The sequence below is a fragment of the Sphingomonas yabuuchiae genome (assembly GCF_001477495.1).
Taxonomy (GTDB): domain Bacteria; phylum Pseudomonadota; class Alphaproteobacteria; order Sphingomonadales; family Sphingomonadaceae; genus Sphingomonas; species Sphingomonas yabuuchiae_A.
The window spans coordinates 1-21,913 of sequence record NZ_LDTF01000074.1; the positions used below are offsets into that span (position 1 = coordinate 1).

Below are 21,913 nucleotides of genomic sequence, written 5' to 3' on the forward strand. Positions count from 1 at the left end.
CCGTCTCGTGGGCTCGGAGATGGGTATAAGGGACAGTCCCCGCCCCAACCGAACCGCCAGCGATTCCTTCAGGATACGCCGCCGGATCGCCTTGTTCGCTAGCTTTGGATCACTCGGCGCATCGGGCGAGGTCCACCACCAGCCATCGTCACGCATCTGTTGTCCCGCTGCAACGAAGCGGTCGCAAATCTCGGCGAACAGGGTGTCGTCGATGTCGAGGCTGAAGATCAGCCGCCCGGTCCCGACCCAGCTCAACGCCAAGCCGTGCGCCCGGAGATAATATTGCAGCATCCAGTTATAGGGCGAGGCGACCGAATAGAGGATGGTCCAGATCGTCTGGACATGCGCGACCGAGAGCGGCAGGCCCGCCTCGGCCATCCGCGCATTGAACATCGCAGCCCGCGCATTCCATCGCTCGTCCAGCCCATCGTACAAGGCGTCAACCTCGGGCGTCTCCAGCTTCTGGAGGAAGGCGTTCATCGCCCCCATCACCATGGGGTGCGAGTTGAAGGTCCCGCGCGCGAAACAGATGTCGACGGGGCGATCCTCCCGCCACCGCTTCATCAGATGCGCGGGGCCGCACAGCACGCCGACCGGCAGGCCGCCGCCCAGCGTCTTGCCATAGGTGATGAGGTCAGGCTTCACCCCGAAAAATTCCGGCATTCCGCCCTTTGCCAGACGGAAGCCCATGAACACCTCGTCGAAGATCAGGACGATGCCATTCGCACGGCACGTTTCCGCCAGCCGGTGCAGCCAATCGCGATAGGCGGCCAGGTCCGCCCCAGCCTTGCGCCCGCCATCGACCAACTGGCCGTCCGACGGGGCCGAACCATTGGGGTGCATCGCCTGGAGCGGGTTGACCAGCACGCAGGCAATGTCCTTGCGCGTCGCCAGCACCTTCAGCGTCCGCTCGGACATGTCGGCCAGGGTCAGCGTACGATCGGCGGGCACCGGGTTGCCGATGCCCGGCTGCACATCGCCCCACCAGCCATGATAGGCCCCGGCGAAGCGCACCAGGCGCGGACGCTTGGTGTGATAGCGCGCCAGCCGCACCGCCTGCATCACCGCCTCGGTGCCCGACATGTGGAAGGACACCTCGTCCATCCCCGACAGCGCGGTCAGTCGACGGACATTGTCGGCGACGACCGGGTGGAAGGAGCCCAGCACGCCGCCCAGATCGGCGACCATCGCCGCCCCCTCGGCCATGGTCTGCTTGTAGAAGTCGTTGCCGAACAGATTGACGCCGTAGGAGCCGGTCAGGTCGATCAAACGGTTGCCGTCGAGGTCGACCAGGATCGGTCCTTCCGACCGTTGATAGAAAGCGCCGGTCGCCAGCGTCGTGCGCACCTTTTCGCGGAACTGGAACGGTACGCGGTAGGCGCCGGTAAATTGCAGGTCGGACAGGCCGGAGCGCGTCTCGCGGGTCAGCGCCAGTGTCTTCGCATAGCGTCCGGCGAACAGCGCGCCCAGCCGCTCGAACCCGGCACGACGCTGCGCGGCGACGGCCTCCGGCGCCTCGTCGACGCGGAAGAAGCGGTCCTCGCCGTAACTGTAGAACGGAATCTGCCCGGCGATGCGCTTGGCCATGCGGACATGGCCGCCCAGCCCCGGATGCTTGGCGCGCGACAGGGTCAGCCGCCGATGCCCCTTCGTCAGGGCGACGGCACCGGCGGAAGCGGCCAGCAGGCCAGTGAGAATCGGGTTCATGCGGCCTTTGACCGCGTACCCATGACGGAGGCATGACAATGCGTGGACCCATCATGCGGTTCTTCCTGAACGAGGACATCAATTTCCTCGTCACCAATCGGCTGCCGCGCCGGTTCGCGACGCAACTGGTCGGGCGGCTTGCCCGGATCGAGCATCCGCTGATCGCCAGACCCAGCCTGGCGCTTTGGAAATTCTTCGCGGGCGTCGACCTGTCGGACGCGCGCACGACCCGGTTCAAATCGCTCCGCGACGGCTTCGTCCGCCCCTTGCGCGACGGTGCGCGTGTCTTCGACAGCGACCCCGATACCATCGCCTCCCCCTGCGACGCGCTGGTCGGCGCGCATGGTCGGATCAAGGGCGACCGGCTCTATCAGGTGAAGGGCTTCCCCTACACGCTGGGCGACCTGATCCCCGATCCCGAGCTGGTCGACCGGTTCCGCGACGGGTCCTTCCTGACCCTGCGGCTGACGGCGGGCATGTATCACCGTTTCCACGCGCCGACGGATATCGTGGTGGAGGGGGTGACCTATCTGTCGGGCGACTGCTGGAACGTGAATCCGATCGCGCTCAAGCGGGTCGAGCGCCTGTTCTGCCGCAACGAACGCGCGGTGATCGAGGCGCGGACGCTGATCTCCGGCCAGTCGCTGCTGATCGTGCCGGTCGCGGCGATCCTGGTGGCGAGCATCCGCCTCCACTGCCTGGATACCGTTGCGACACTTCGCGACCATGGCCCCGGGCGTACCGCCTGTTCCGCCCGCATCGGCAAGGGCGAGGAAATGGGCTGGTTCGAGCATGGCTCGACCATCATCCTGTTCCTGCCCAAGGAGATGAGACTGGCGGACTCGCTGGTCGAGGGGGAGGCGATCCGCGCCGGGACGATCGTCGGGCGGCTGTGACGAACGGGCGGCGTCCCCTCCCCTCGGAAAGGGATTAGAATTCCGACCAGTCGCCGTCGTCCACCACGACCGCCGCGGCGGCACTCGAAGCGCGGGCGACGCGTGGGGCGGCGGCGGTGATGCGGGGAGTCGCCTGCGCCACCCGCGCCTGAAGCTGATGAACCGGCGAGTGATGGGTCACAGGCGCGGGCGCCCGCGCGGCCATGCCGCCATCGATCAGGCGGAAGCGGCCGACCTCGCGGGTCATGTTGCCGGTTTCCTCGGACAGGCTGCGCGCGGCGGCGGTCGCCTGTTCGACCATCGCGGCATTCTGCTGGGTGACGCCGTCCATCTCGGCGACGGCGGTGTTCACCTGCTGCAGGCCCGTCGCCTGCTGCGCCGCGGCCGAAGCGATGTCGGACACCAGCGCATTGATCTCGCCGATTCGCCCCGTGATGCGGGTCAGCGCATTGCCCGCCTGGGCGACCAGCTGCACCCCGGCATCGACCTGCTGGGTCGAGGCGGTGATCCGCTCCTTCACATCCTTGGCGGCATCGGCCGAACGCTGTGCCAGCGCGCGGACTTCGGAAGCGACGACCGCGAAGCCCTTGCCCGCGTCACCGGCACGCGCCGCCTCGACACCGGCGTTCAGCGCCAGCAAGTTGGTCTGGAAGGCGATGCCGTCGATCACCGCGATGATCTCGCTGATCTCGTGCGACGAGCGTTCGATGCCGTGCATCGCCTCGACCGCCTTGCGCACCACATCGGTCGACTGATCGGCATCGGTGCGGGTTTCGGTGACCGCCTGGTTCGCCCGCTTGGCATTTTCCGCCGTTTCGCGCACCGTCTCGGTGATCTCGTGCATCGCGGCGGCGGTTTCCTCCAAGCTGGCCGCCTGCTGCTCGGTGCGGTGCGACAGGTCGTCCGAAGCCTCGCGGATGTCGGCGGCGCCGTTGGTGATCCCTTGCGCGCTGGCATTGACGGCGGTCAACGTGGCGGAGACCGAGTCCATCGCACTGTTGAAGTCCTGCTTCAGTTTCTCGAACGGCCCGGTCAGGTCCGCGTCGATCCGCTTGGTCAGATCGCCCTGCGCCAGCGCGTTGAGGCCGCTGCCGATGCTGCTGACGATCAGGCTGGTCTGTTCGGCCTTGGCGCGCTCCGCGCCCACCAGCTGGTCGCGGAACGAGACCATCGCCTCGGCCAGCTGGCCCACTTCGTCACGCCGCGGCTCGACCTGCAGCCTGGTGTTGAGATCGCCCCCCGCCAGCCGCCGCATCGCCGCCGTCATCGCCGCCAGCGGATTGGCGATACCCCGGATCAGCATCATCAGCAGATAGCCGGTCAGGCCCAGCACCAGCAGTGCGATCACGATCGAGGCATTGCGCGACCAGATATAGTCCTTCGTCGCTTCGCTCATCTCCTTGTCCATCAAGGCGACCTGAATGTCGGTCATGATGGCGGCGTCCTTGTTCGCCGTATCGAAGATACCCTTGGAGGCCCGGAAATTCACCAGCGCTTCGTCGTTCAGGTTGCGGCTGCCAAGGTCGATCGTCTTGCGTGACAATCGTTCATAGGTTTCCCAGTGTTCGCGGAACGTGCGGAACTGGGCGATCGCATTGGGCGAAGACAAAGTGCGATCGAGAAAGGCTTCGCTCTTCGCGATCGCCTCGGACCGGTCCTTCAGGTCGCGGACGGCGGACGCAATCTGATCAGGCTCGGTGAAGAGAATGGTCGACGCCTCATAGACGCGATAATCCGATGTCGCGGTGTTGATCAGCGCGATGGCGACCAGCTTGTCGCGGCGGACACGCCCCAGATTCTCGGCCACGCTGTTCAGATGCTGCTGGCTCATGAGGGACAACACCATCGTGACGATCAAGGCGGTGGCGAGGATGCTGAACGCCACGAACAATTTGCCGCTGATCTTGAGATTTTTCATCGTGCACCACCCGGAATATCAGGCGGTCATCGCATGGACCTCTTAAGATCGCGTTTCATGGCGGGATTGTCGGTTGACTTGCGGGAAGGTCTTTACGTAATCGTTATGATTACCGATCTTCAACGCGGCGGCTGCCGTCATCTTGCATGGTGACCCCGACTGGATTCGAACCAGTGGCCCTCAGATTAGGAATCTGATGCTCTATCCTGCTGAGCTACGGAGCCCCATGCAGGCCGGGTGATACAGGCGGGGCGCGGCGTGGTCCAGAGTGGTTTGACGGGCACGGTGGCCGGTCTAGTTCGCCAGCTTGGGCGGCACCACGGGCAAGGGCAAGGGCGCGACCGGCACCCCCTCTTCGATCAGCGCCTTGGCCTCGGCCAGACTGGCCTGACCGTGGATCTGCGTCACGGGCGCCTCGCCCTCATGCATGGCGCGTGCCTTCTCGGCAAAGGCACCGCCGACCCAGGTGGATTTCTCGAGCATTTTGGCCTGCGCCTGGGCGAGATGTTCGAGTGCGGCCTTCATCGCCTGCGGGGTTGGCAGATCGGGCTTGCTGTTGCCCTTGGCGGCGATCTGCGGCGCCATGACCGCCTTCTCGATGTTGCGGTCGCCACAGAGCGGGCATTCGACCAGCGCCTTGTCGCGCTGTTCGGCGTAGGCGGTCGAGGAGGCGAACCAGGCCTCGAACACATGGCCGCCCGCACAGCGCAGATCGAAGACGATCATGCCTGCACCACTGGCGGAATGGCACGGCGATGGCGGATGGCGGGCAGACGTTCGCGCACCGACTCGACCTGCGCCGGATCGATCTCGGCAAAGCCCAGCCCCGCCGTCTCGCCCACGTCGAGCAGCACCTCGCCCCAGGGGCCGACGACCAGCGAATGGCCATAGGTGGCGCGGCCGTCCTGATGCTCGCCGGTCTGGGCGGCGGCGACCAGATGCACCCCCGCCTCGATCGCGCGGGCGCGGAGCAGCACATGCCAGTGCGCCGCGCCCGTCGGGCGGGTAAAGGCGGCGGGCACTGACAGGATCGTCGCCCCCGCCTCGGTCAGCGCGGCGAACAGCGCCGGGAAACGCAGGTCGTAACAGATGGCGAGGCCCAGACGGCCGACCGGCGTGTCGACCAGCACAGCCCGCTCACCCGGTGCGTAGGACGCCGATTCGCGCCAACTCTCGCCGCTGGGCAGGTCGACGTCGAACAGGTGCATCTTGTCATAGCGGGCGCGAACGTCGCCCCGGTCGTCGATGACATAGCCCCGATTGGCCAACCGCCCATCCGCTTCCCGCACCGCCAGCGAGCCGAGATGGACCCACAGGCCGTGCGCCGCCGCCGCCGCACGAACGCGGGCGAGCACCGGGTCTTCGCCCTCGGACACCAGATGCGCCGCCGCCCGCGTACGATCGCGGTCGATCAGTCCGGACATCTCCGGCGTGAACAGCATTGCCGCGCCCTTCGCCGCCGCCTCGACGACGGCGCGCTCCAGAGTCCCGGCATTGGCGGCGGGATCGGTCCCCGCCGTCATTTGCAACACCGCGATTCGGGTCATGCCGCCAGAAGCGGGTCGAGCCCTCCACGCTTGTCCAGCGCCGCCAGATCGTCCGAGCCACCGATATGCTGTCCGTCTATAAAGACCTGCGGCACGGTGGTGCGACCGTTCGCGCGCTGGATCATCTCGGCGCGCTGGGGGCCACCCATGCTGATGTCATATTCCTGGGGCTCGACGCCCTTGGAGGCGAGCAGCGCCTTGGCCCGCGTGCAATAGGGGCAGAACGCCTTGGTGTAGATTTCGACCTTTGCCATGCCCTTCAGGTGTGTCGCGGGACGCCGCTTGTCAATCATCCGCCCCGTCGATGACCCGCGCCCAGCACAGGATCGCCACCGATGCCGCCCCCGCCGTCAGCAACACCCGGACGCAGGCCCCGGCCGTCGCGCCGGTGGTATAGACATCGTCGACCAGCACGACATGCCGCCCCTTCACCGCCGCCGGATCGGTGACGCGAAACGCCGCCGTCACCGCCGCGCGCCGCTGTTTGGGGGAGAGTCCGCGCAACAGCGGCGTCGCGCGCACCCGCTGGAGGACCTGTCGCGCCATCGGCACGCCGCTGCGCCGCGACACGCCCTCGCCGATCAGCACCGCCTGATTGAAGCCGCGCCGCCACAAGCGCCAACGATGAAGCGGCACGGGAACCAGCAGGTCCGCCCCCGGCGGCATCCGCCGCGCCATCGGCCCCGCCATCGTCTCGGCCACACCGATCCGCCCCCCATGTTTCAGCCGGATCGGCAGCTCGCGCGCGATGGGGCCGTAAGCGACGGCGGCATATACCCCCGCATGGCGCGGCGGATCGGCCAGACATGCCCCGCATCGCCCCGTCAGCCCGCCCAGCGGCATTCCGCAACCCGTACAGCCCAGCGTGTCCAGGAACCGCAACTGTCCCCAGCACGGCCCGCAGAAACGATGATCCGCCTCGACCGGCTCGGCACAGCCCGGGCAGCGCGGCGGCAAGGCCCAGTGCGCCAGAGCCAGCAGCGGGGCGGCGAGCACGGCGCGGCCCCGCTCCATCGCAAATCCGGTCTGTTTCGATCCCGCCCCCATCGGCTTTGCCTTGTCCCCGATCGCGCGAGCGCGCACAAGCGCGCGGGTGAGCATGTCCACCATCTTCGACCGTCGCGCCCGCCGCCTGCGCCGCGACCGTGCCCAGCCCGATTTCGCCGAGCATGATTTCCTGCGCGCTACTATGCTCGACGGCCTTGCCGAGCGGCTGGATGCCGTCACCCGGCCGTTCCACGACATATTGGACCTGGGCTGTTTCGACGGCGGCTTCCTGCCCCCGCCGGGGGCGCGAGTGGCGCGGCTGGACCCCGGCTTCGCCTTTGCCCGCGCCGCGCGGGGCGTGCAGGGCGACGAGGATCGCCTGCCCTTCGCCGATCGCAGCTTCGACCTGGTGGTGAGTGCGGGCGTGCTCGACCAGATCGACGATCTGCCCGGCGCGCTGACGCTGATCCGCCGGGTACTGCGCCCCGATGGCCTGTTCCTGGGCGCGTTCGTCGGCGGCGGATCGTTGCCCCGCCTGCGCGCCGCGTTGCGCGTCGCCGAGGCGGAACGGCCGGTCGCGCGGCTGCATCCGCAGGTCGATGTGCGTTCGGCCGGTGACCTGCTGATGCGTGCGGGCTTCACCCTGCCGGTCGCGGATATCGAGACGCTGGCGGTCCGCTATCGCGATTTCGGGCGGCTGCTGGGCGACCTGCGCGGCATGGGAGCGAGCAACCTGCTGGCCGAGCGACGCCCGATCGGGCGCAACGCGCTGGCGGCGGCGGCGGCGGCCTTTGCCGAGATGGCCGATCCCGATGGCCGCGTCGCCGAACAGTTCAACCTGGTCTTCCTGACCGGCTGGGCCCCCGACCCGTCACAGCCCGTGCCCGCCAAGCGCGGCAGTGCCACCGCGTCGCTGGCCGAGGCGCTGAAGCCGAAGCCCGAGGCGGGCGAATGATCAGCCGATGATCGCGCCGCGATCCCCCGCCAGGATACGGCCCATCGCCTCGAACAACTGATCCATCGCGACGGGCTTCACGATCACATCGTCGGCCCCTGCGCTCAGGCAGCGTTCGCGCAGGTCGACGCCGCTGTCGGCGGTCACCACGATGATCGGCACCTCGCCCTTGTCATCGCCCCGCGCGCGGATGTGGCGGATCGCGGTGATGCCGTCCATGCCGGGCATCCGCAGGTCGATCAGGATCATGTGATAGTGATCGCGGTCGATCATCTCCAGGCCGAGTTCGGCATTCTCCGCCTCGGCCATGCTCGCGCCCGCCACATCCAGCATGTCGCGCACGACGCGGCGGTTCATCCGGTCGTCCTCGATGAAAAGGACGTTCATCCCCGTCCCCTTCGTCGGTCCCGCCGGATCGTATATGTCATTGGGGTCATTCTGGCGCCCTAACGATCATGCCGCTTGCGTTACAAGAGGTTGGGCGGCGGTTTGCGGCGAGGTGTTGAACATCTTCCGCATCAGCTCGGCCCCTGTGATCGGCTTGACGACGATCTCAATCAATCCTTCATCGACGAACTCGTTCCCATCCATCGGTTCCGTTTCCGGCCATAACAGGCGGATCGGCATCGGGCGGTCGCTGGCCGTCACGATCCGGGCGAGTGCGGCGGTGACGCCTTCGTCGCGGATCGCGCTGTCGTCGATCAGCATCTGCGTCACGCCGCCGTCGCTCAGCCGACCCGCGGCCTCGCCAGCGGTCGCGGCAAAGCTGACCTGGGCATGCGGCGCGCACAACTGCGTCCACATGGCGCGACGAATCGGATTACGATCGAGGATCAGGACCAGCGGACGCGCTGGCCGTGCCGCAGGCTCGACCTCGGTCAGCGGCACCGTCAGCATGAAGCGCGATCCCCGGCCCTCCTCGCTTTCCACCGTGACGTCGCCGCCCATGGCGCGGGCCAGGCGCCGACAGATCGCCAGCCCCAGCCCGGTGCCGCCGAACTGGCGGGTGGTGCTGGCATCGGCTTGGCGGAACGCCTCGAATATCTCCTCCAGCTTGTGCGGCGGGATACCGATGCCGGTATCGGTGACGCTGATCGAGACGCCGCCCGCGTCCCGGCGCGCGACCAGCCGGACCTGCCCGATGCCGGTGAATTTCAGGGCATTGGACAAAAGGTTGAACACGATCTGCCGGATACGCGCCGGGTCGCCCATCACCGTCGCGGGGCAATCGTCCAGATCGACCGTAAAGCCGATCGCCTTGGCCGCCGCCTGCCCCTCGAACAGGCGGGAGGCATCGCGGATCGTGATCGCCAGATCGAAGGGCGTGTGTTCCAGCGTCAGCTTGCCCCGCTCGATCTTGGCGACGTCGAGCAGATCGTCGACCAGCGCGCGCATGGTCAGCCCGGCGCCGTGCATCACCTCCACCCGCTCTCGCTGTTCGCTGGCCAGGGCGGCATCGGCCAGCATCACCTGGGTCATGCCCAATATGCCGTTCAGGGGCGTGCGGATCTCATGGCTCGTCGTCGCCAGAAACTCGGTCTTGACCGCCAGGGCCTTTTCCAGCTGGTCGTTGGTCACGGCCAGTTCGCCATGCGCGGCGCGGATGCGGTTGCGGCTGCGGCCCAGCGTCACCAACCAGATGCCGAGCAGCGCCAACACCACGATGATGCCCGCGACCGAGCCGATCAGGATGAAACGCTCGGTCCGCAACTGCGCCCGCTCGAAGGCGATGTTGCGCTGCAGGTCGGCCGCCTTCATGCGCGCGATGCGCAGTTCCTGATTGGCGAAGTCGAACCGCGCGCCCATCAGGGCGAGGTTGGTCGAGGTGGCGAGCCGCGTCGATTCATCGTCGATCCGCTTCAGCGCCTGCAAATGGCGCAGGGCATCGGCGGTCCGCCCGACCGCCTGATAGATGCGATAGGCACTCTGATGCGCATCGCGCTGCGCCACCGGGGTCTCCGTGAGATCGACGCTTTGAAAGCTGCGATCGATCAGCCGTGCCGCATCGGCTGCCCGCCCCCGCTGGAATGCGGCCTGAGCCGCAATTGCGTCCAGCGCGTTCTGGTCCGACGGATCGACGCGACGGGCGCGTGCGATCGCACCTTCCCCGGCGGCGACATGGCCCCGCCGCAATTCCGAGCGCGCCATGTTGCGCCAGACCTGGGCGAGCAATGTCGGGCTCTTCATCTTCCGGGCGAGGCTGGCCGCATCGCGCAACTGGTCCAGCGCGTCGTCGACCCGCCCCAATTCGCTCAGCGTCACCGATCGGTTATTCAGGATGACCATGCGCAGCGAGTCGTCGCCGCGATAGATGGCGCGCGCCTGTTCCAGATAGCGCAATGCCGAGACATAATCCTTCGCGTCGAGGTACAGATTGGCGATCTGGACCAGCGCCCGCGCCTGTCCGCGCATGTCGTTCAGATGCTGAAAGATGCGATAGGCGCCCTGATAGGTGCTCAGCGCGTCGGCGATGCGGCCGCCATCGGTATCCAGCCCCCCGGCGGACAGCAGGAGATTGCCGTAAAGGTCGGACTGCGGTGCCCTTTGGCGCGCCGTGTGCAACGCACCGGCAATCGCCACCTTCGCGGCCTCATGCTGGCCGAGTCGGCTGGCCCCCTCGCCGCGCAGCCAGTCCGCAGTGGCAAGCGCCAGCGACCGCTGGCCCGGATCACCGATCCCATGGGCCAGCAAGCGCGCCCGTTCGGCCTCCTGCATGGCGCGCGCCGGGTCGCGCAGCATCTCGGCCTTGGCCGTATCGACCGCCCGATCGAAAGCGGGCTGAATGGCGGTGGCGTTACTCTGGCCCCGGACTTCCGCTGCCGCCAGCAGCAATCCGGCAATGACCAGCGCAATCCTAACCGCGCGCACGGGTCACCAACCGGGCCAATGGCGTCGGCCGGGCCAGCTCCGTCACGGCCTGATGCGCCTGTTCGTCCAGGAAGTGGATCAGCGCGCCCAACCCGATCGGGCGGCTGATCAGGTAACCCTGGATCATGTCGCACCCCATGACGCTGAGCAGTGCCAGCGTCGCGGGCGTCTCCACCCCCTCGGCGACCACTTCCATCTCCAGCGCATGGGCCAGGTCGATGGTCGAACGCACGATCAGCGGATCACGGTTGCTGCTGGTCAGTTGGGTGATGAACAGCTTGTCGATCTTCAGTTCGCACGCGGGAAGCTGTTTCAGATACGAGAGCGAGGAAAGTCCCGCGCCATAATCGTCGATGGCCACCGCGATGCCCATGTCGACAAAGGCCTGGAGATTGGCCATCGCGCTGTCCGGATCGCGGATGACCGAGGTTTCGGTAATCTCGAAACCGATGCACGCACCGCTGTCGATGACCAGCGCGCAGGCCTCGCGCACGAAATGCGGGTCGCCCAGCAACATGCCCGAGATGTTGATGAAGATTCGTAGCGGGTGGCCCGCCGCCGCCAGACGACGCTGGTCGGCGATGACCTGACGCAGGATCCACAAGGTCAGCGGGCCGATGATCCGTGATTCCTCGGCGACCGGGATGAACTCGACCGGGCTGATCAGGCCATAGCTGGGGTGCCGCCAGCGCAGCAGCGCCTCGACGCTCGCGACGCGTTGCTGCCGGACATGCACCTTGGGCTGATATTCGACGAACAGGCCGTCCCTGGCGATGGCCCCGGTCAATTCATGCGCCAGCGCGATGCGGTCGAGCCGTCCGGTCGGGACCGCCATCTCGCGCACGATCAATCGCCCCTCGACCTGGGCATCGGCCAAGGCCTGCTCCGCCTCTTCGAGCAGGCGGATATCGTCGTCATGCGGCACGGCGGCGACGGCAGCGCCCAGCGCAGCTTCGATGCGACATTCGCCTTCCGGCAGCGCGAAGGGATGCCCCAGCACCTCGGAGAGCGTCATCAGATGCGAATCGAGCGAATGCCGAGTCGCGGCGCGGATCATGACCTCGACCTGGGCTGAGGCGGTCGGCCGGGCGATTGCGTCGGGGATACATTGGGCGACCCGATCGGCAACCGCCTCGACCAGCGTCGCGCTCAGTGCACGGCCCAGTTGGCGGCGCAGCAGGGTGAAGTTGCCGATGCCGATCAGCACCAGCGATTGCCACTGGGAATCACCATGGGCAGCGGCTGGCGCCGGAGTGGATGGAGACGCGTCGGGCGCGGCGGGCGAGGGGCCGTTCTTCACGCCCGCGACCCTAGGGTCGGGGATTAAACAAGGTGTTAACCCCGTTAGCCGCGCCAAACCAACCATTTGGCCGTTCGTCGCTTACCCATTGCGTAATGGTTAATCTCAAATTAACCATCTTCCAGCACTCAACAGGGTGCTTTCGAGGGAGAAAACCCATGCTGAAGTTCATTCTGGCGCTGATCCACGGCGAGACGATGCGCCCCTGGTAATCCATGTTAAGTCATGGGGCGGTCAGAACGGAGCTTACCGTGTTGATCGCCCCGTGATTTTCTCGTTAACCCAAGTAACGATCGCGTCCATTAACGGATCAGATCATCGGCCAGCCGCAGCATGAACGCGGCGCCGCGCTCGATTTGTTGAACCTCGATATATTCGTCCGGTTGATGCGCTTGCGCGATCGAGCCCGGACCGCAGATCACGGTCGAGAAACCCGCCCCCTGAAACTGTCCGGCCTCGGCTGCATAGGGCACCGCCCGCGCCGGGCCGTTATCGCCTGCCCAGCGCCGCGCCAGCCGCTCCGCCGCTCCATCCGCCTCGGGTGCGAAAGAGGGCGTGCGTGACCGCCGCTCGACGCGGACCCCGGCTTCGGGAAAGCGGGCGCGCAGTTCCGTATCCGCCGCCTCGCACGCCGCAAAGAAGGGCGCCAGGATCGCCTCCGGCTCCTGCCCCGGCAAGGTGCGCAGGTCGAAGGCGAAGCGGCATTCGCGCGCCAGGATATTGACCGCCGTACCGCCGTTCATCTGGCCGATGGTCAGCGTGGCGTGATGCGGGCAGAAGGGCCCGTGCGGATCGCCCTCCCCCGCCAGCCGGTCGGCGAGATCGGCGAGCTGCTGCATCAGCCGCACCGCGACCATGTTGGCCGACGCGCCGAGATGGATCAGGCTGGAATGCGCCTCATGCCCGGTGACCGTGACGTTCCAGGTCGCGATCCCCTTATGCCCGCTGACCACCACCATTTCGGTCGGCTCGCCCACCACCACGGCGGCGGGTGACGGCAGCTCTCGCGCGATCTCGGCGATCATCGATGGCGCGCCCAGGCATCCCACTTCCTCGTCATAGGAAATGGCGAGATGCAGCGGCCGCACCATGCCGCATCGGGCGACATGCGGCGCCAGGGCGAGCGACAACGCCAGAAACCCCTTCATGTCGCAGGTCCCCCGCCCCAACAGCCGGTCGCCACGCCGGGTCAGCCGCCAGGGATCGCTGGTCCAGGGCTGGCCATCGACCGGCACCACATCGCTATGTCCCGACAGGACGACGCCGCCCGGCTCCAGCGGCCCGACCGTGGCGTAGAGATTGGCCTTGCTGCCATCGGCGTTGAACACCCGCCGGCCCGCGACGCCGAACCCGCCCAGATGTCGCTCGACATAGTCGATCAGCGCCAGGTTCGATTCGCGCGACGTGGTGTCGATCGCGATCAGGTCGGCCAGGATGGCGGTGGCTTCTGCGGCAAGATGCTCGGGGGTCATGCGAGCATCCTGCCGGATGTTACAGTTCCGCGAAACCCCGCTCAGAAATCACGCGAGTAGCGCAAGGACGCCGCCGATCCGCCGAACGAGCCGGTCTGGGTCAGCAGGCTGAGCGTGCGGGTCAGCGCGATCTGCAACTGGGTGGCGGTGAAGCCGCGCGCGTCGGTGACGATCTCCACATAGATATTGTCGGTGATGTACTTGCCTGCCGCCAGGCTGGTGCCCCGGCCGGTCGCCTCGTCGGCGCCCAGCACGCGCAGCCGGTCGAACCCGGTCGCAGAGCGCAGCTTGCCCAGCGGGTTCAGCCCGCCACCGCCAGACCCGCGCAGCGAGTTCAGCGCGGCGGCCAGCTGGATCGCCTCGGTCGCGGACAGGTTTTCGGGATTGGTCCCGAACAGCAACCGGCTGAGCACCTCGTCCTGCGGCAGGGTCGGCGTCGAGGTGAAGCTGATCTGCGGACGCTGGCCGGTGCCGGTGACGTTGATGACCGCGGTGATGCCGTCCGTCGTCGTCGTCGCCTGGATATTGATGTCCGGATCGGTCAGCGCGCCGCCACGGAAGCGGATCGTGCCGCGATTCACCTCGAACCGCTTGCCCGCAAAGCTGTACGTGCCGCGCACCAGGTCGAGCCCGCCATTGATCGTCGGCGCCGCGCTGGTGCCGCCGATGCGCAGGTCCATCTCCCATTCGGACTCCAGCCCCATGCCGGAGACGAACAGCTGGTTGTCCGCACGCACCCGCAGGTCGAGGCGGAACAGCCCCGGCGGCGCGGCGGGTGCGGGCCGGTCGGTCGGACGCGGTGTCCGGATGTCGCTGCGACGGCGCACGCCGGTCAGCTCGGGCACCTCGGCCTGGCCCTGACGGATGATCTGATAGCGTGCGTTCGGTACGGTCAGGTCACCCCGGATCAGCCCGCCGTCGCGGCCATGGGTCAGGCGGATCGTGCCGCTGGTCGTCGCGGCCAGCGCATCGCTGTCGGCCAGCCGTGCATTGTTCAGCTGCGCGCGGATATCGACGGGATAACCGCTGTCCGCCGCAAGACCGATCGAGCCCTGCGCCTGGATCGTCCCCTCGCCCGCCTTGGCCTGCAAGCGGGTGATCTCGAGCCGGTCGTTGTTGAAGCGCCCCGCCAACTGCATGTTGGTCAGGCGGGTACCGTATGCCTCATTGTCATAGGTCAGGTTGTCGGCACGGATCAGGCCGTTCAGCTGCGGCGAGGATACGCGTCCCCCGAAATCGGCGGCGACCGCGATCGGGCCACTCAATTGCTGGTTGGGAAGCGCCGCAAAGGAGAACAGCACCGCCGACGGGCCGTTATAGCGGATTCCCCCCGACAGGGGCGCCTGCATCAGCCGGTTGACCCAGCCGCCATTGCCCGGCGGCAGCGGGCGCAGGTTCGCGACCATGCGGCCGACCACCGTCTGCCCGCGCCGGATCAGTGCCCGCGCCTCGCCACCGTCCGGGACCAGACGGCCTGCGAACACGATGTCCACCGTCTCCGATACGGCGGCCAGACCCGTGCGCCGGAAATTGGCGATGGTCAGCCGCGCCTCGGCCGCGGGGAAGCTTGCGTCGCGCGCCTGCGTGAAGTCCAACGCACCGCTCGCCTCGCCCGAAATGCCCAGATTGGGGACGAAGGCGTCGAGGATCGACAGCTGCAGCTTGTCCAGCCGCGTCTGCACCTTCAGGCCATTGCCATAGGACCCCGCGACCAGCACCGATCCGCGCCCGAAGTCGATCCGGGTCGGCGTCACCTGCCACTCGCCCTTCACATTCTGGATACGCGCGGGGTTGGCGGTGCGGAAGGCGATACCGTTCGCCTGCCCCTTGGCCGCGACCAGATAATTGTTCGGCGCGAGCTGCGCATTGAGCGCGATGTTGAACGGAATGCTCGACGATCCGGTCAGCACCGCCTGCGCCGTGCCGCGCCCGCCGGTATAATTGACCTTCGCACGCGCCGACTGGATCACCACCTCGCCGTAACGGGTGTCGGCCAGTTGGGCGTCGGCGACGATCTGCGGCGCGTTCGGCAGCATGACCACGCTGGCGTTGACGATGGCGCGACCGATGGTGAAGTCGACCATGCCGGGCACACGGGCGTTATAAGCCCGCGCGGCGATGTCGGCGCGCTGGTTGCCACCCTGATCGGACAGCTGGGCGCGGCCGTTGATCCCCTGCCCGGCAAATTGCAGCGTTCCCGCAAAGGGCCCCGCCGCCGTCTGCACCAGCCGCCCGGTCGTGTTGATCCCGGCAAAGACCAGGCTGCGAATGTCGACCGCCAGCTGCCGCCCGGCGCTGACCAGCACATTGGCGGTGAAGGGGCCGTAATTGGTGTCGCCGCTAGCATTGACGGCATAGGCGCCGTTCTGGCCCACGACCCGCGCCTGGAGATTGGCGAGGCCGACCCCGACGCCCGGCCTGACCGCGCGCAGCAGGATCACCGGGTTGGTCTGCGATCCCGTCACTCGCGCGGTGAGCGGGCCGTACTGGTTGGAATAGGCATCCGCCTCGACCGCCAGCGCGCCGTTGGCGGGATTGTAACGCCCGCTGCCCCGCGTCACGCGGAATTGCGGCGCGGACAGCCTGAGGCCTCTGAACGTCACGATGCCTTGCGGGCTATATTCGACATCGGCGCGGACGATCGCATTGCCGCCCAGGAAGTTGCGCGCGCCCTCGTTGAAGATCTGCGAGGTGCGGGCGACCACCCGGCCCTTCATGCCGAAGCCGCCCGGCGTCGCCACCAGATTGGCATCGGTGGTCAGGTTGATGATGCCGATACTCTCGACCCGGTAATTGTTCACCCGGCCCTTCAGCGCGCCGGTGTAGCGCCCGGTGTTCAGGTTCGCGACGACCACGGCGGTGGCATCGATATTGTCCGACCGGATGCGCAGATTGTCCGACAGGATATTGGGCATGGCGATCGCGAAATCGCCCTGGATCGCGACATTGGTGGTCAACCCGCCGACAGCGGCGTTCAGCCCGGCGATCCGCTTTGCCCGCGCCTTGACCGGCACCAGGATGCGGTCGGCATTCACCTTGGCCAGACCCTCGGCATAGAGATTCTGGACCGAGGTTTCGCCGAAACCCAGCGCGGCGGCGCGCAGCTTATAGTCGACCGTCGGCGTCGCGAACGCGCCGTTCAGCACCACGCGTGCCAGCACGTCGCGGCCCGTCAGATTGGGCGCGATGGCACCGGGCGTCAGCAGCTTGGCATCGACCGCAAAATTGCCGAACTGGCTCTTGGCCAGATCGATCATCCCGCCCGCATCGACCAGCAAGGCCGAGGAGCGCAGCTTCATCCGCGTATCCGCCCGCCGCTCGTTCAACGTGGTGTCGATCGCGACCTGGAGCGCAGGCGCGGTCAGCCGCTCGACCGGACCTTCGAGGTACAGGCCGGGACGGGTCACGCCCCGAACCTCGATATGACCATCGCGCGCCGTGGCGTTCAGATTGGCCAGCTCGCCGCCGCCCAACGTCGCGACGGCACGCCCCTGCCAGGCTTTCCACCCGCCGCGTCCGTCGACGGTCAGGGTCATCGGCGCCTTCAGCCCCGCCATCGACGCAACGACGCCGCCGGTCGGCGCGGTCAGCTTGACGTCCACCGCCAGCCGGTCGGCATCGGGTACGGCGTCGAGGACGAGGCGGAGCCGGTCGCCGCCCGCGATACCGGGCCCACGCAGGGCATCCGCGCTGGCCGTGACTTGCGCACGGCGGTCGGCGATATGCACCTTGCCATCGATCGCCAGGATGTGACGCTGCCCCGTCACCGGCGCACCGATCACGAAGCGCTTGATGGCCAGGCGGTTCACATCGATGTCGAGATCGGGGAGCAGCGGCGCGTTCGGGTCGCTGGGTGTCGGCTTCAGCTCGGGCTTGCGCGCCAGCGTGACCAGATCGGCGGTCAGCGAGCGGACGTCGACATGGTTCTTCGTATAGGCAAAGGGCCGCCAGTCGACCGCGAGGCGCGGGCTCGACAGGAACACGCCCTTGGGGTCGCTGACCCGCAGGTCGACCAGGTTCATCCGGCCATAGAGCGAACCCTCGATCCGCCCGACCTTGATGTTCAGGCCCGAGGCGGTGGTATAGCCGCCCAGCTGGTCCGCAACGAAACGGCGGCCCGGATCGGTGTTGATGCCCAACAGGATCGCCCCGACCAGCAGGATCAGGCCCAGGATCGCAATGCCGATCCATTTCAGTACCCGCTGCCAAAGCGGGCGGCGGACGATGACGGTCTCGTTCACGGGCTCGGGCGCCATGGTCTGTTCGTCCGCCATCAGAAGGCCTGCCCGATCGAGATGTACAAGGCGACCTTGCCGTCACCCGGTCGCGGGTTCAGCGGCGTCGCCACGTCGACGCGCAGCGGCCCGAAATTGGTGTAGAAACGTCCACCGATACCCGCGCCGAAGCGCAGGTCCTTGCCCGTGGGCAGCGTGCTCTCATAACTGTTGCCCGCATCGACGAACGGCACGATGCCGAAATTGCCGAAGCGATAGCGCGCCTCCAGTGCGAACTCGTTCAGGCTGCGTCCGCCGATGGGATTGCCCTGCGGATCGAGCGGCCCCAGCCGCTGGAAACCATAGCCGCGCACCGACCCGCCGCCGCCGCCATAATAGCGCCGCGACGGGGCGAGGTCATCGCGCTCGATCCCGAAGATCGCGCCCGCCCGCGCCCGACCCGCAAGGACCAGACTGTCGTTGAAGGGGTAATAGAAGGTCCCCTCCACCATGGTCCGCGCATAGGGCCGTACCGCGCCGCGGACCGAGGTTTCGGGACTGAGGTTCAGTTTCAGGCGATAGCCCCGCGTCGGGTTGAGCAGGTCGTTGGACTGGTCGAACACCACCTGCCCGGGGATCGCCGCGATGCCATAGGTCGCGCGCCGCCGGTCGCCCCGCGCGAAGTCATAGACGCTTTCATTGGTGCCGGTCAGCTCGCCGCCGAACGCATAGGTGAATTTCTTCTGCCAGATCGGCGTCGAATCATAGCTCCAGCGGAAGGCGACCGTGCCGATGAACGCATCGAACGCGTCGTAATTCTGGTGGCTGGCCGAGGCGATGACCTGGAACGTGCGGTCACGCCGCCCGGCATTGGAACGGCGGAACGTACCGCTGAGCCCCTGTTCCTGCGTACCCGCGATGACCGAGGCGATGATCGCGCCTTCGGGCTTGAAGGCGTTACGGTTGGTGAAGCTGCCCTGCAACCGCACGCCCTGGCCGGTCGAATAGCCGCCTTCGCCCGACAGGGTGCGGCTCGGGCCCTTGGTCTGCGTGACCTGAAGGTCGATCTGCTCGGTGCCGTCGGGGTTCATCCGCCCGGTGCGCTTCGGTTCGACCGCGATGCCGTTGAACAGGCCGGTGGCGACCAGCGCGTTGCGCAGGTCATCGGTCAGCCGCGAATCGTACAACTGCCCCTCGTCGAAGCGTGGGAAGACGTTCAGGTGATCGAGGTCGAAGACCATGTCGCCGACCGTGGTCAGCTTGCCGAAGGACGAACGCGGCCCCGTATCGACCGGCAGCGTATAGGCACCGACCGGCTCCGGCCCCTGATCCTCCAGCAGGATATCGCGCTGTCCCACCTTGACGAAGGGATAGCCGCGTTGCGGCAGGACCAGGCTGACATTGGCCTCCGCCCCCTCGATCCGCGCCGCCTCGATCGCGTCGCCGACCTTCAGCGGCAGGTTCTTGCGGATCAGGTCGGTCGGCACGGTCGGTTGCGCGTTCACCGTGATCGACGACAGACGATAAAGCCGCCCCGGCGTCGCGGTCAGCACGACCTTCAGACGCCCGGCCTCACCCTCCCCGGCCCCCTCGCGCTGGAGCGTCGAGACGGCGGTGGCATCGTAATAGCCCAACGACTTCATCAGCCGGATGGCGAGTTGCTCGTCCTCGCGCGCGCGCGCCGACACCTGGGTCGCGTTAGCCGCCTTGCCCTTGCCCTCGCGCAATGCCGACAGTCCCTTGAACTCGTCGTCCAGCTTCAGCTCGGCAAGCCCGCGTACCTCCATGTCATAGCGGATATCGGGCGCACGCTGGCTCTTGGCATCGGCCACGGTGTCGAGCGGCGTCGTGTCGAAGCTGCTCAGCGGGGTCAGCGGCTGGGCGAGCTGTGGGTCCTCTGGCGCGATGGTCCCGATCGTCTCGCCGGTGGCGAGTGGCTGCGTCGTCCGGGCGTTGGGCAAGGGGGGCGCAGCCTGGGGAAGCGGAATGGTCTGCGCCGGGGGCTGGCCCTTCGCCATGGACGACATCGACTCCAGCGGCGCGTTGATATCGCCGCTCAGCGGCGGCAGCGCGGCGTTGAACTGCGCATCGGGGACGATCGGGGCATTGCCCTGCGGATCGGCGCTACCCTCGCGCTGATCCTGCGGCAGGCTCGGGCCCTGGGCGGGGGCGGTGCCGGGCTTGGACAGCTGTGCCGATACCGGAGAGGAGAAAAGGGTGGGAGCGATCAGCGCGAACGCAAGCCAAGTGTGTCTGCCGATCCGTTCCGCCACGCCGTCAAAAGCCCCTTTCCGACAGGGCTCTTCCGCAATTCGGAATGATCCCCCACCGTACCATAACGCCGACAGAAGCCTTGAAGTTCCCTCGCGCGATCAGCGCGCGGCCGGCGCACACCCGACCAGGCCACCGACGGGAACGATGATTTCATCCTGATTCCCGCGCGTTAGGCGAATGCTGGCATCGGAGACGATCGCCCCATCCTGCAAGGTTTCGCGCTGGGTGATCGTCATGTCGAGCATCGCGGTGACGCCCGCCCCGGCATAGCGGGTCGTGCTCGCCAGCCCCAGCGTCGCGCCGCCCCCTGCCTCGGCCGCCGCCAAATCGGTCGGCTTGCCGTCCAGCATGATGCGCAGCCGCCCCGGCTCGACCATCGCGACGAAGCGCTGGTCCTGCACCGCCCAGAGATAGGCTGCGCAGCCGCGCTCGGGCAGCGTCTGTCTGGGCAGAGCACCCAGAACCGGGGGCGCGGGCACGGTCGGGACGGCCTGTGCCAAGGCGAGGATCGACAGGAGCATCATGCCGCCATTCCTATCATCAACACCCAGGCCGGGTAAGCCGCCAGCGCCAGCAGCGTTCCCAACGGAACCATGTCATCCCCGCTCGCCCGCTGCCCCAGCAGATGCCGCACGGCGACGAAGCCCAGTCCGATGACGCATGCCGCCAGCAATACGCCCGGCAGCATCCGCCAGCCCAGCCAGAGCCCGATCGCGCCCAGCAGCTTGGGGTCGCCGCCGCCCATCCCCTCGCGTCCACGCCAGCGGCGATAACCCTCGGCAATGGCCCAGAGCGCGCCGAAGCCGACCAGTCCGCCCATGATCCGCTCGACCCATGGCGCATGGCCGAGCAGGCCGGTCAACACCCCCGTCCCCGCCAGCCACGCGGTCAATCGATCGGGCAGCCAGAAGGCCAGTGCATCCAGCGTCCCCAGCGCCAGCAGCGTCCAGCCGAACACCGCCCCCGTCCAGCCTTCCGGCCCCGCGACCCAACCCGCCGATGCGCCGATCAGCGCGGCGGCGACCTCGATCCGCCAATGCACCGGATCGATGGGCTGGCGGCAACGCGCGCACCGCCCGCGCAGCGCGACGAAGCTGAGCACCGGGACCAGTTCCCATGCGCGCAACGTCTTGCCGCAATGGTCGCAGGCCGACCGCCCCGTCAGCACCGATCGATCGTCCAGCCAGCGCAGCACCAGCGCCGCGACGAACGACCCGATGATCGCCCCCGCCACGCCATAGATCGCGGCCCATATCGCCGATGCCGCCCCGAACGTCATGGAACGGCACCTAACCCCTTTGCGTGGCCGGAGCAAAAGGCGTAAGGCCCGGGCCAAACAACGACATCAAAACAGACCTATTCGGAGAGTATGCCATGACGGATCCCATCGTCATCCTGTCCTATGCCCGCACCCCCATGGGTTCGTTCCAGGGCAGCCTGTCGGGCCTGTCCGCGACCCAGCTGGGCGCCGCCGCCGTCAAGGGTGCCGTCGAGCGGGCGGGTGTCGAGGCGTCGGCGATCGAGCGCATCCATATGGGCTGCGTCCTGCCCGCTGGGCTCGGTCAGGCCCCCGCGCGTCAGGCGGCGATCTTTGCGGGGCTGGGCGAGCATGTCGAGGCGACGACGGTCAACAAGATGTGCGGGTCGGGCATGCAGGCCGCGATCATGGCCGCCGAAGCGCTGGCGGCGGGATCGGCCGATCTGATCGTCGCGGGCGGGATGGAGAGCATGACGAACGCCCCCTATCTCAGCCACAAGCATCGCGGCGGCGCGCG

At 67.5% G+C, this 21,913-nt stretch carries 16 protein-coding genes, 1 tRNA gene and 1 pseudogene; 3 read left to right on the plus strand and 15 right to left on the minus strand.

Translation table 11 applies throughout. The features are described from left to right. Positions 1–1,707 (minus strand): aminotransferase class III-fold pyridoxal phosphate-dependent enzyme (locus NS355_RS13120; protein WP_153008218.1); only part of this gene is annotated, 1,707 nt, incomplete at its 3' end. 38 nt (positions 1,708–1,745) lie between these two features. Between NS355_RS13120 and asd the strand changes: the two genes are divergently transcribed. Beyond that, a complete protein-coding gene (gene asd / locus NS355_RS13125; protein ID WP_244489675.1) occupies positions 1,746–2,603 on the plus strand; it encodes an archaetidylserine decarboxylase in 858 nt (285 codons plus the stop codon). 34 nt (positions 2,604–2,637) lie between these two features. On the opposite strand, the gene NS355_RS13130 is transcribed toward asd, so the two are convergent. From NS355_RS13130 to NS355_RS13155, 6 genes are all read right to left on the minus strand, one after another. Next, complete coding sequence (locus NS355_RS13130; protein WP_058746133.1) at positions 2,638–4,521, minus strand: methyl-accepting chemotaxis protein; 1,884 nt, start codon at positions 4,519–4,521, stop codon at positions 2,638–2,640. A 147-nt stretch (positions 4,522–4,668) separates the two neighbouring features. Continuing rightward, positions 4,669–4,745: transfer RNA gene (locus tag NS355_RS13135), tRNA-Arg, on the minus strand. A gap of 70 nt (positions 4,746–4,815) precedes the next feature. After that, positions 4,816–5,247 (minus strand): DUF1178 family protein, encoded by a 432-nt coding sequence (locus NS355_RS13140; protein WP_058746134.1) that lies wholly within the window; start codon positions 5,245–5,247, stop codon positions 4,816–4,818. Then, on the minus strand, positions 5,244–6,068 hold the full coding sequence (locus NS355_RS13145; protein ID WP_058746135.1) for a carbon-nitrogen hydrolase family protein: 825 nt from the start codon (positions 6,066–6,068) through the stop codon (positions 5,244–5,246). Before NS355_RS13145 ends, NS355_RS13140 begins: the two co-directional genes overlap by 4 nt. Beyond that, positions 6,065–6,322 (minus strand): glutaredoxin 3, encoded by a 258-nt coding sequence (grxC, locus tag NS355_RS13150; protein WP_042486177.1) that lies wholly within the window; start codon positions 6,320–6,322, stop codon positions 6,065–6,067. Before grxC ends, NS355_RS13145 begins: the two co-directional genes overlap by 4 nt. Positions 6,323–6,353: 31 nt before the next feature. Next, a complete protein-coding gene (locus NS355_RS13155; protein WP_345938808.1) occupies positions 6,354–7,169 on the minus strand; it encodes a ComF family protein in 816 nt (271 codons plus the stop codon). Between NS355_RS13155 and NS355_RS13160 the strand changes: the two genes are divergently transcribed. Continuing rightward, positions 7,168–8,010 (plus strand): class I SAM-dependent methyltransferase, encoded by an 843-nt coding sequence (locus tag NS355_RS13160; RefSeq protein WP_209445090.1) that lies wholly within the window; start codon positions 7,168–7,170, stop codon positions 8,008–8,010. The two genes, NS355_RS13155 and NS355_RS13160, sit on opposite strands and share 2 nt — an antisense overlap. Here the strand turns inward: NS355_RS13160 and NS355_RS13165 are convergent, their stop codons facing one another. The 8 genes from NS355_RS13165 to NS355_RS13200 form a co-directional block, all read right to left on the minus strand. After that, positions 8,011–8,397 (minus strand): response regulator, encoded by a 387-nt coding sequence (locus NS355_RS13165; RefSeq protein WP_058746136.1) that lies wholly within the window; start codon positions 8,395–8,397, stop codon positions 8,011–8,013. A gap of 66 nt (positions 8,398–8,463) precedes the next feature. Continuing rightward, entirely contained in the window at positions 8,464–10,878 is a 2,415-nt protein-coding gene (locus tag NS355_RS13170) for an ATP-binding protein (RefSeq protein WP_084787928.1), read from the minus strand. Beyond that, the gene (locus NS355_RS13175) at positions 10,865–12,178 is read right to left on the minus strand and encodes an EAL domain-containing protein (protein WP_244489676.1); all 1,314 of its coding nucleotides are present in this window, start codon (positions 12,176–12,178) and stop codon (positions 10,865–10,867) included. Before NS355_RS13175 ends, NS355_RS13170 begins: the two co-directional genes overlap by 14 nt. Positions 12,179–12,480: 302 nt before the next feature. Then, positions 12,481–13,650, minus strand: a complete 1,170-nt coding sequence (argE, locus tag NS355_RS13180) for an acetylornithine deacetylase (RefSeq protein WP_058746137.1) — start codon at positions 13,648–13,650, stop codon at positions 12,481–12,483. A gap of 41 nt (positions 13,651–13,691) precedes the next feature. After that, positions 13,692–17,924 (minus strand): translocation/assembly module TamB domain-containing protein, encoded by a 4,233-nt coding sequence (locus tag NS355_RS13185; RefSeq protein WP_058746138.1) that lies wholly within the window; start codon positions 17,922–17,924, stop codon positions 13,692–13,694. Next, complete coding sequence (locus tag NS355_RS13190) at positions 17,924–20,137, minus strand: autotransporter assembly complex protein TamA (RefSeq protein WP_244489677.1); 2,214 nt, start codon at positions 20,135–20,137, stop codon at positions 17,924–17,926. Before NS355_RS13190 ends, NS355_RS13185 begins: the two co-directional genes overlap by 1 nt. 99 nt (positions 20,138–20,236) lie before the next feature. After that, positions 20,237–20,662, minus strand: a complete 426-nt coding sequence (locus tag NS355_RS13195; protein ID WP_153008219.1) for a hypothetical protein — start codon at positions 20,660–20,662, stop codon at positions 20,237–20,239. Continuing rightward, positions 20,659–21,417, minus strand: coding sequence for a prepilin peptidase (locus NS355_RS13200; protein WP_058746140.1), 759 nt, complete (start codon positions 21,415–21,417; stop codon positions 20,659–20,661). The genes NS355_RS13195 and NS355_RS13200 overlap by 4 nt, the downstream gene beginning before the upstream one ends. A 95-nt stretch (positions 21,418–21,512) precedes the next feature. Between NS355_RS13200 and NS355_RS13205 the strand changes: the two are divergent. Beyond that, positions 21,513–21,913: pseudogene (locus NS355_RS13205) on the plus strand (acetyl-CoA C-acetyltransferase); the annotation flags it as partial.

Bases quoted from the DNA above. Each gene is read 5' to 3' on its own strand.
- asd (WP_244489675.1), top strand. From the start codon at position 1,746: ATGCGTGGACCCATCATGCGGTTCTTCCTGAACGAGGACATCAATTTC.
- NS355_RS13130 (WP_058746133.1), bottom strand. From the start codon at position 4,521: ATGAAAAATCTCAAGATCAGCGGCAAATTGTTCGTGGCGTTCAGCATC.
- NS355_RS13140 (WP_058746134.1), bottom strand. From the start codon at position 5,247: ATGATCGTCTTCGATCTGCGCTGTGCGGGCGGCCATGTGTTCGAGGCC.
- NS355_RS13145 (WP_058746135.1), bottom strand. From the start codon at position 6,068: ATGACCCGAATCGCGGTGTTGCAAATGACGGCGGGGACCGATCCCGCC.
- grxC (WP_042486177.1), bottom strand. From the start codon at position 6,322: ATGGCAAAGGTCGAAATCTACACCAAGGCGTTCTGCCCCTATTGCACG.
- NS355_RS13160 (WP_209445090.1), top strand. From the start codon at position 7,168: ATGTCCACCATCTTCGACCGTCGCGCCCGCCGCCTGCGCCGCGACCGT.
- NS355_RS13155 (WP_345938808.1), bottom strand. From the start codon at position 7,169: ATGCTCACCCGCGCGCTTGTGCGCGCTCGCGCGATCGGGGACAAGGCA.
- NS355_RS13165 (WP_058746136.1), bottom strand. From the start codon at position 8,397: ATGAACGTCCTTTTCATCGAGGACGACCGGATGAACCGCCGCGTCGTG.
- argE (WP_058746137.1), bottom strand. From the start codon at position 13,650: ATGACCCCCGAGCATCTTGCCGCAGAAGCCACCGCCATCCTGGCCGAC.
- NS355_RS13185 (WP_058746138.1), bottom strand. From the start codon at position 17,924: ATGGCGGACGAACAGACCATGGCGCCCGAGCCCGTGAACGAGACCGTC.
- NS355_RS13195 (WP_153008219.1), bottom strand. From the start codon at position 20,662: ATGATGCTCCTGTCGATCCTCGCCTTGGCACAGGCCGTCCCGACCGTG.
- NS355_RS13200 (WP_058746140.1), bottom strand. From the start codon at position 21,417: ATGACGTTCGGGGCGGCATCGGCGATATGGGCCGCGATCTATGGCGTG.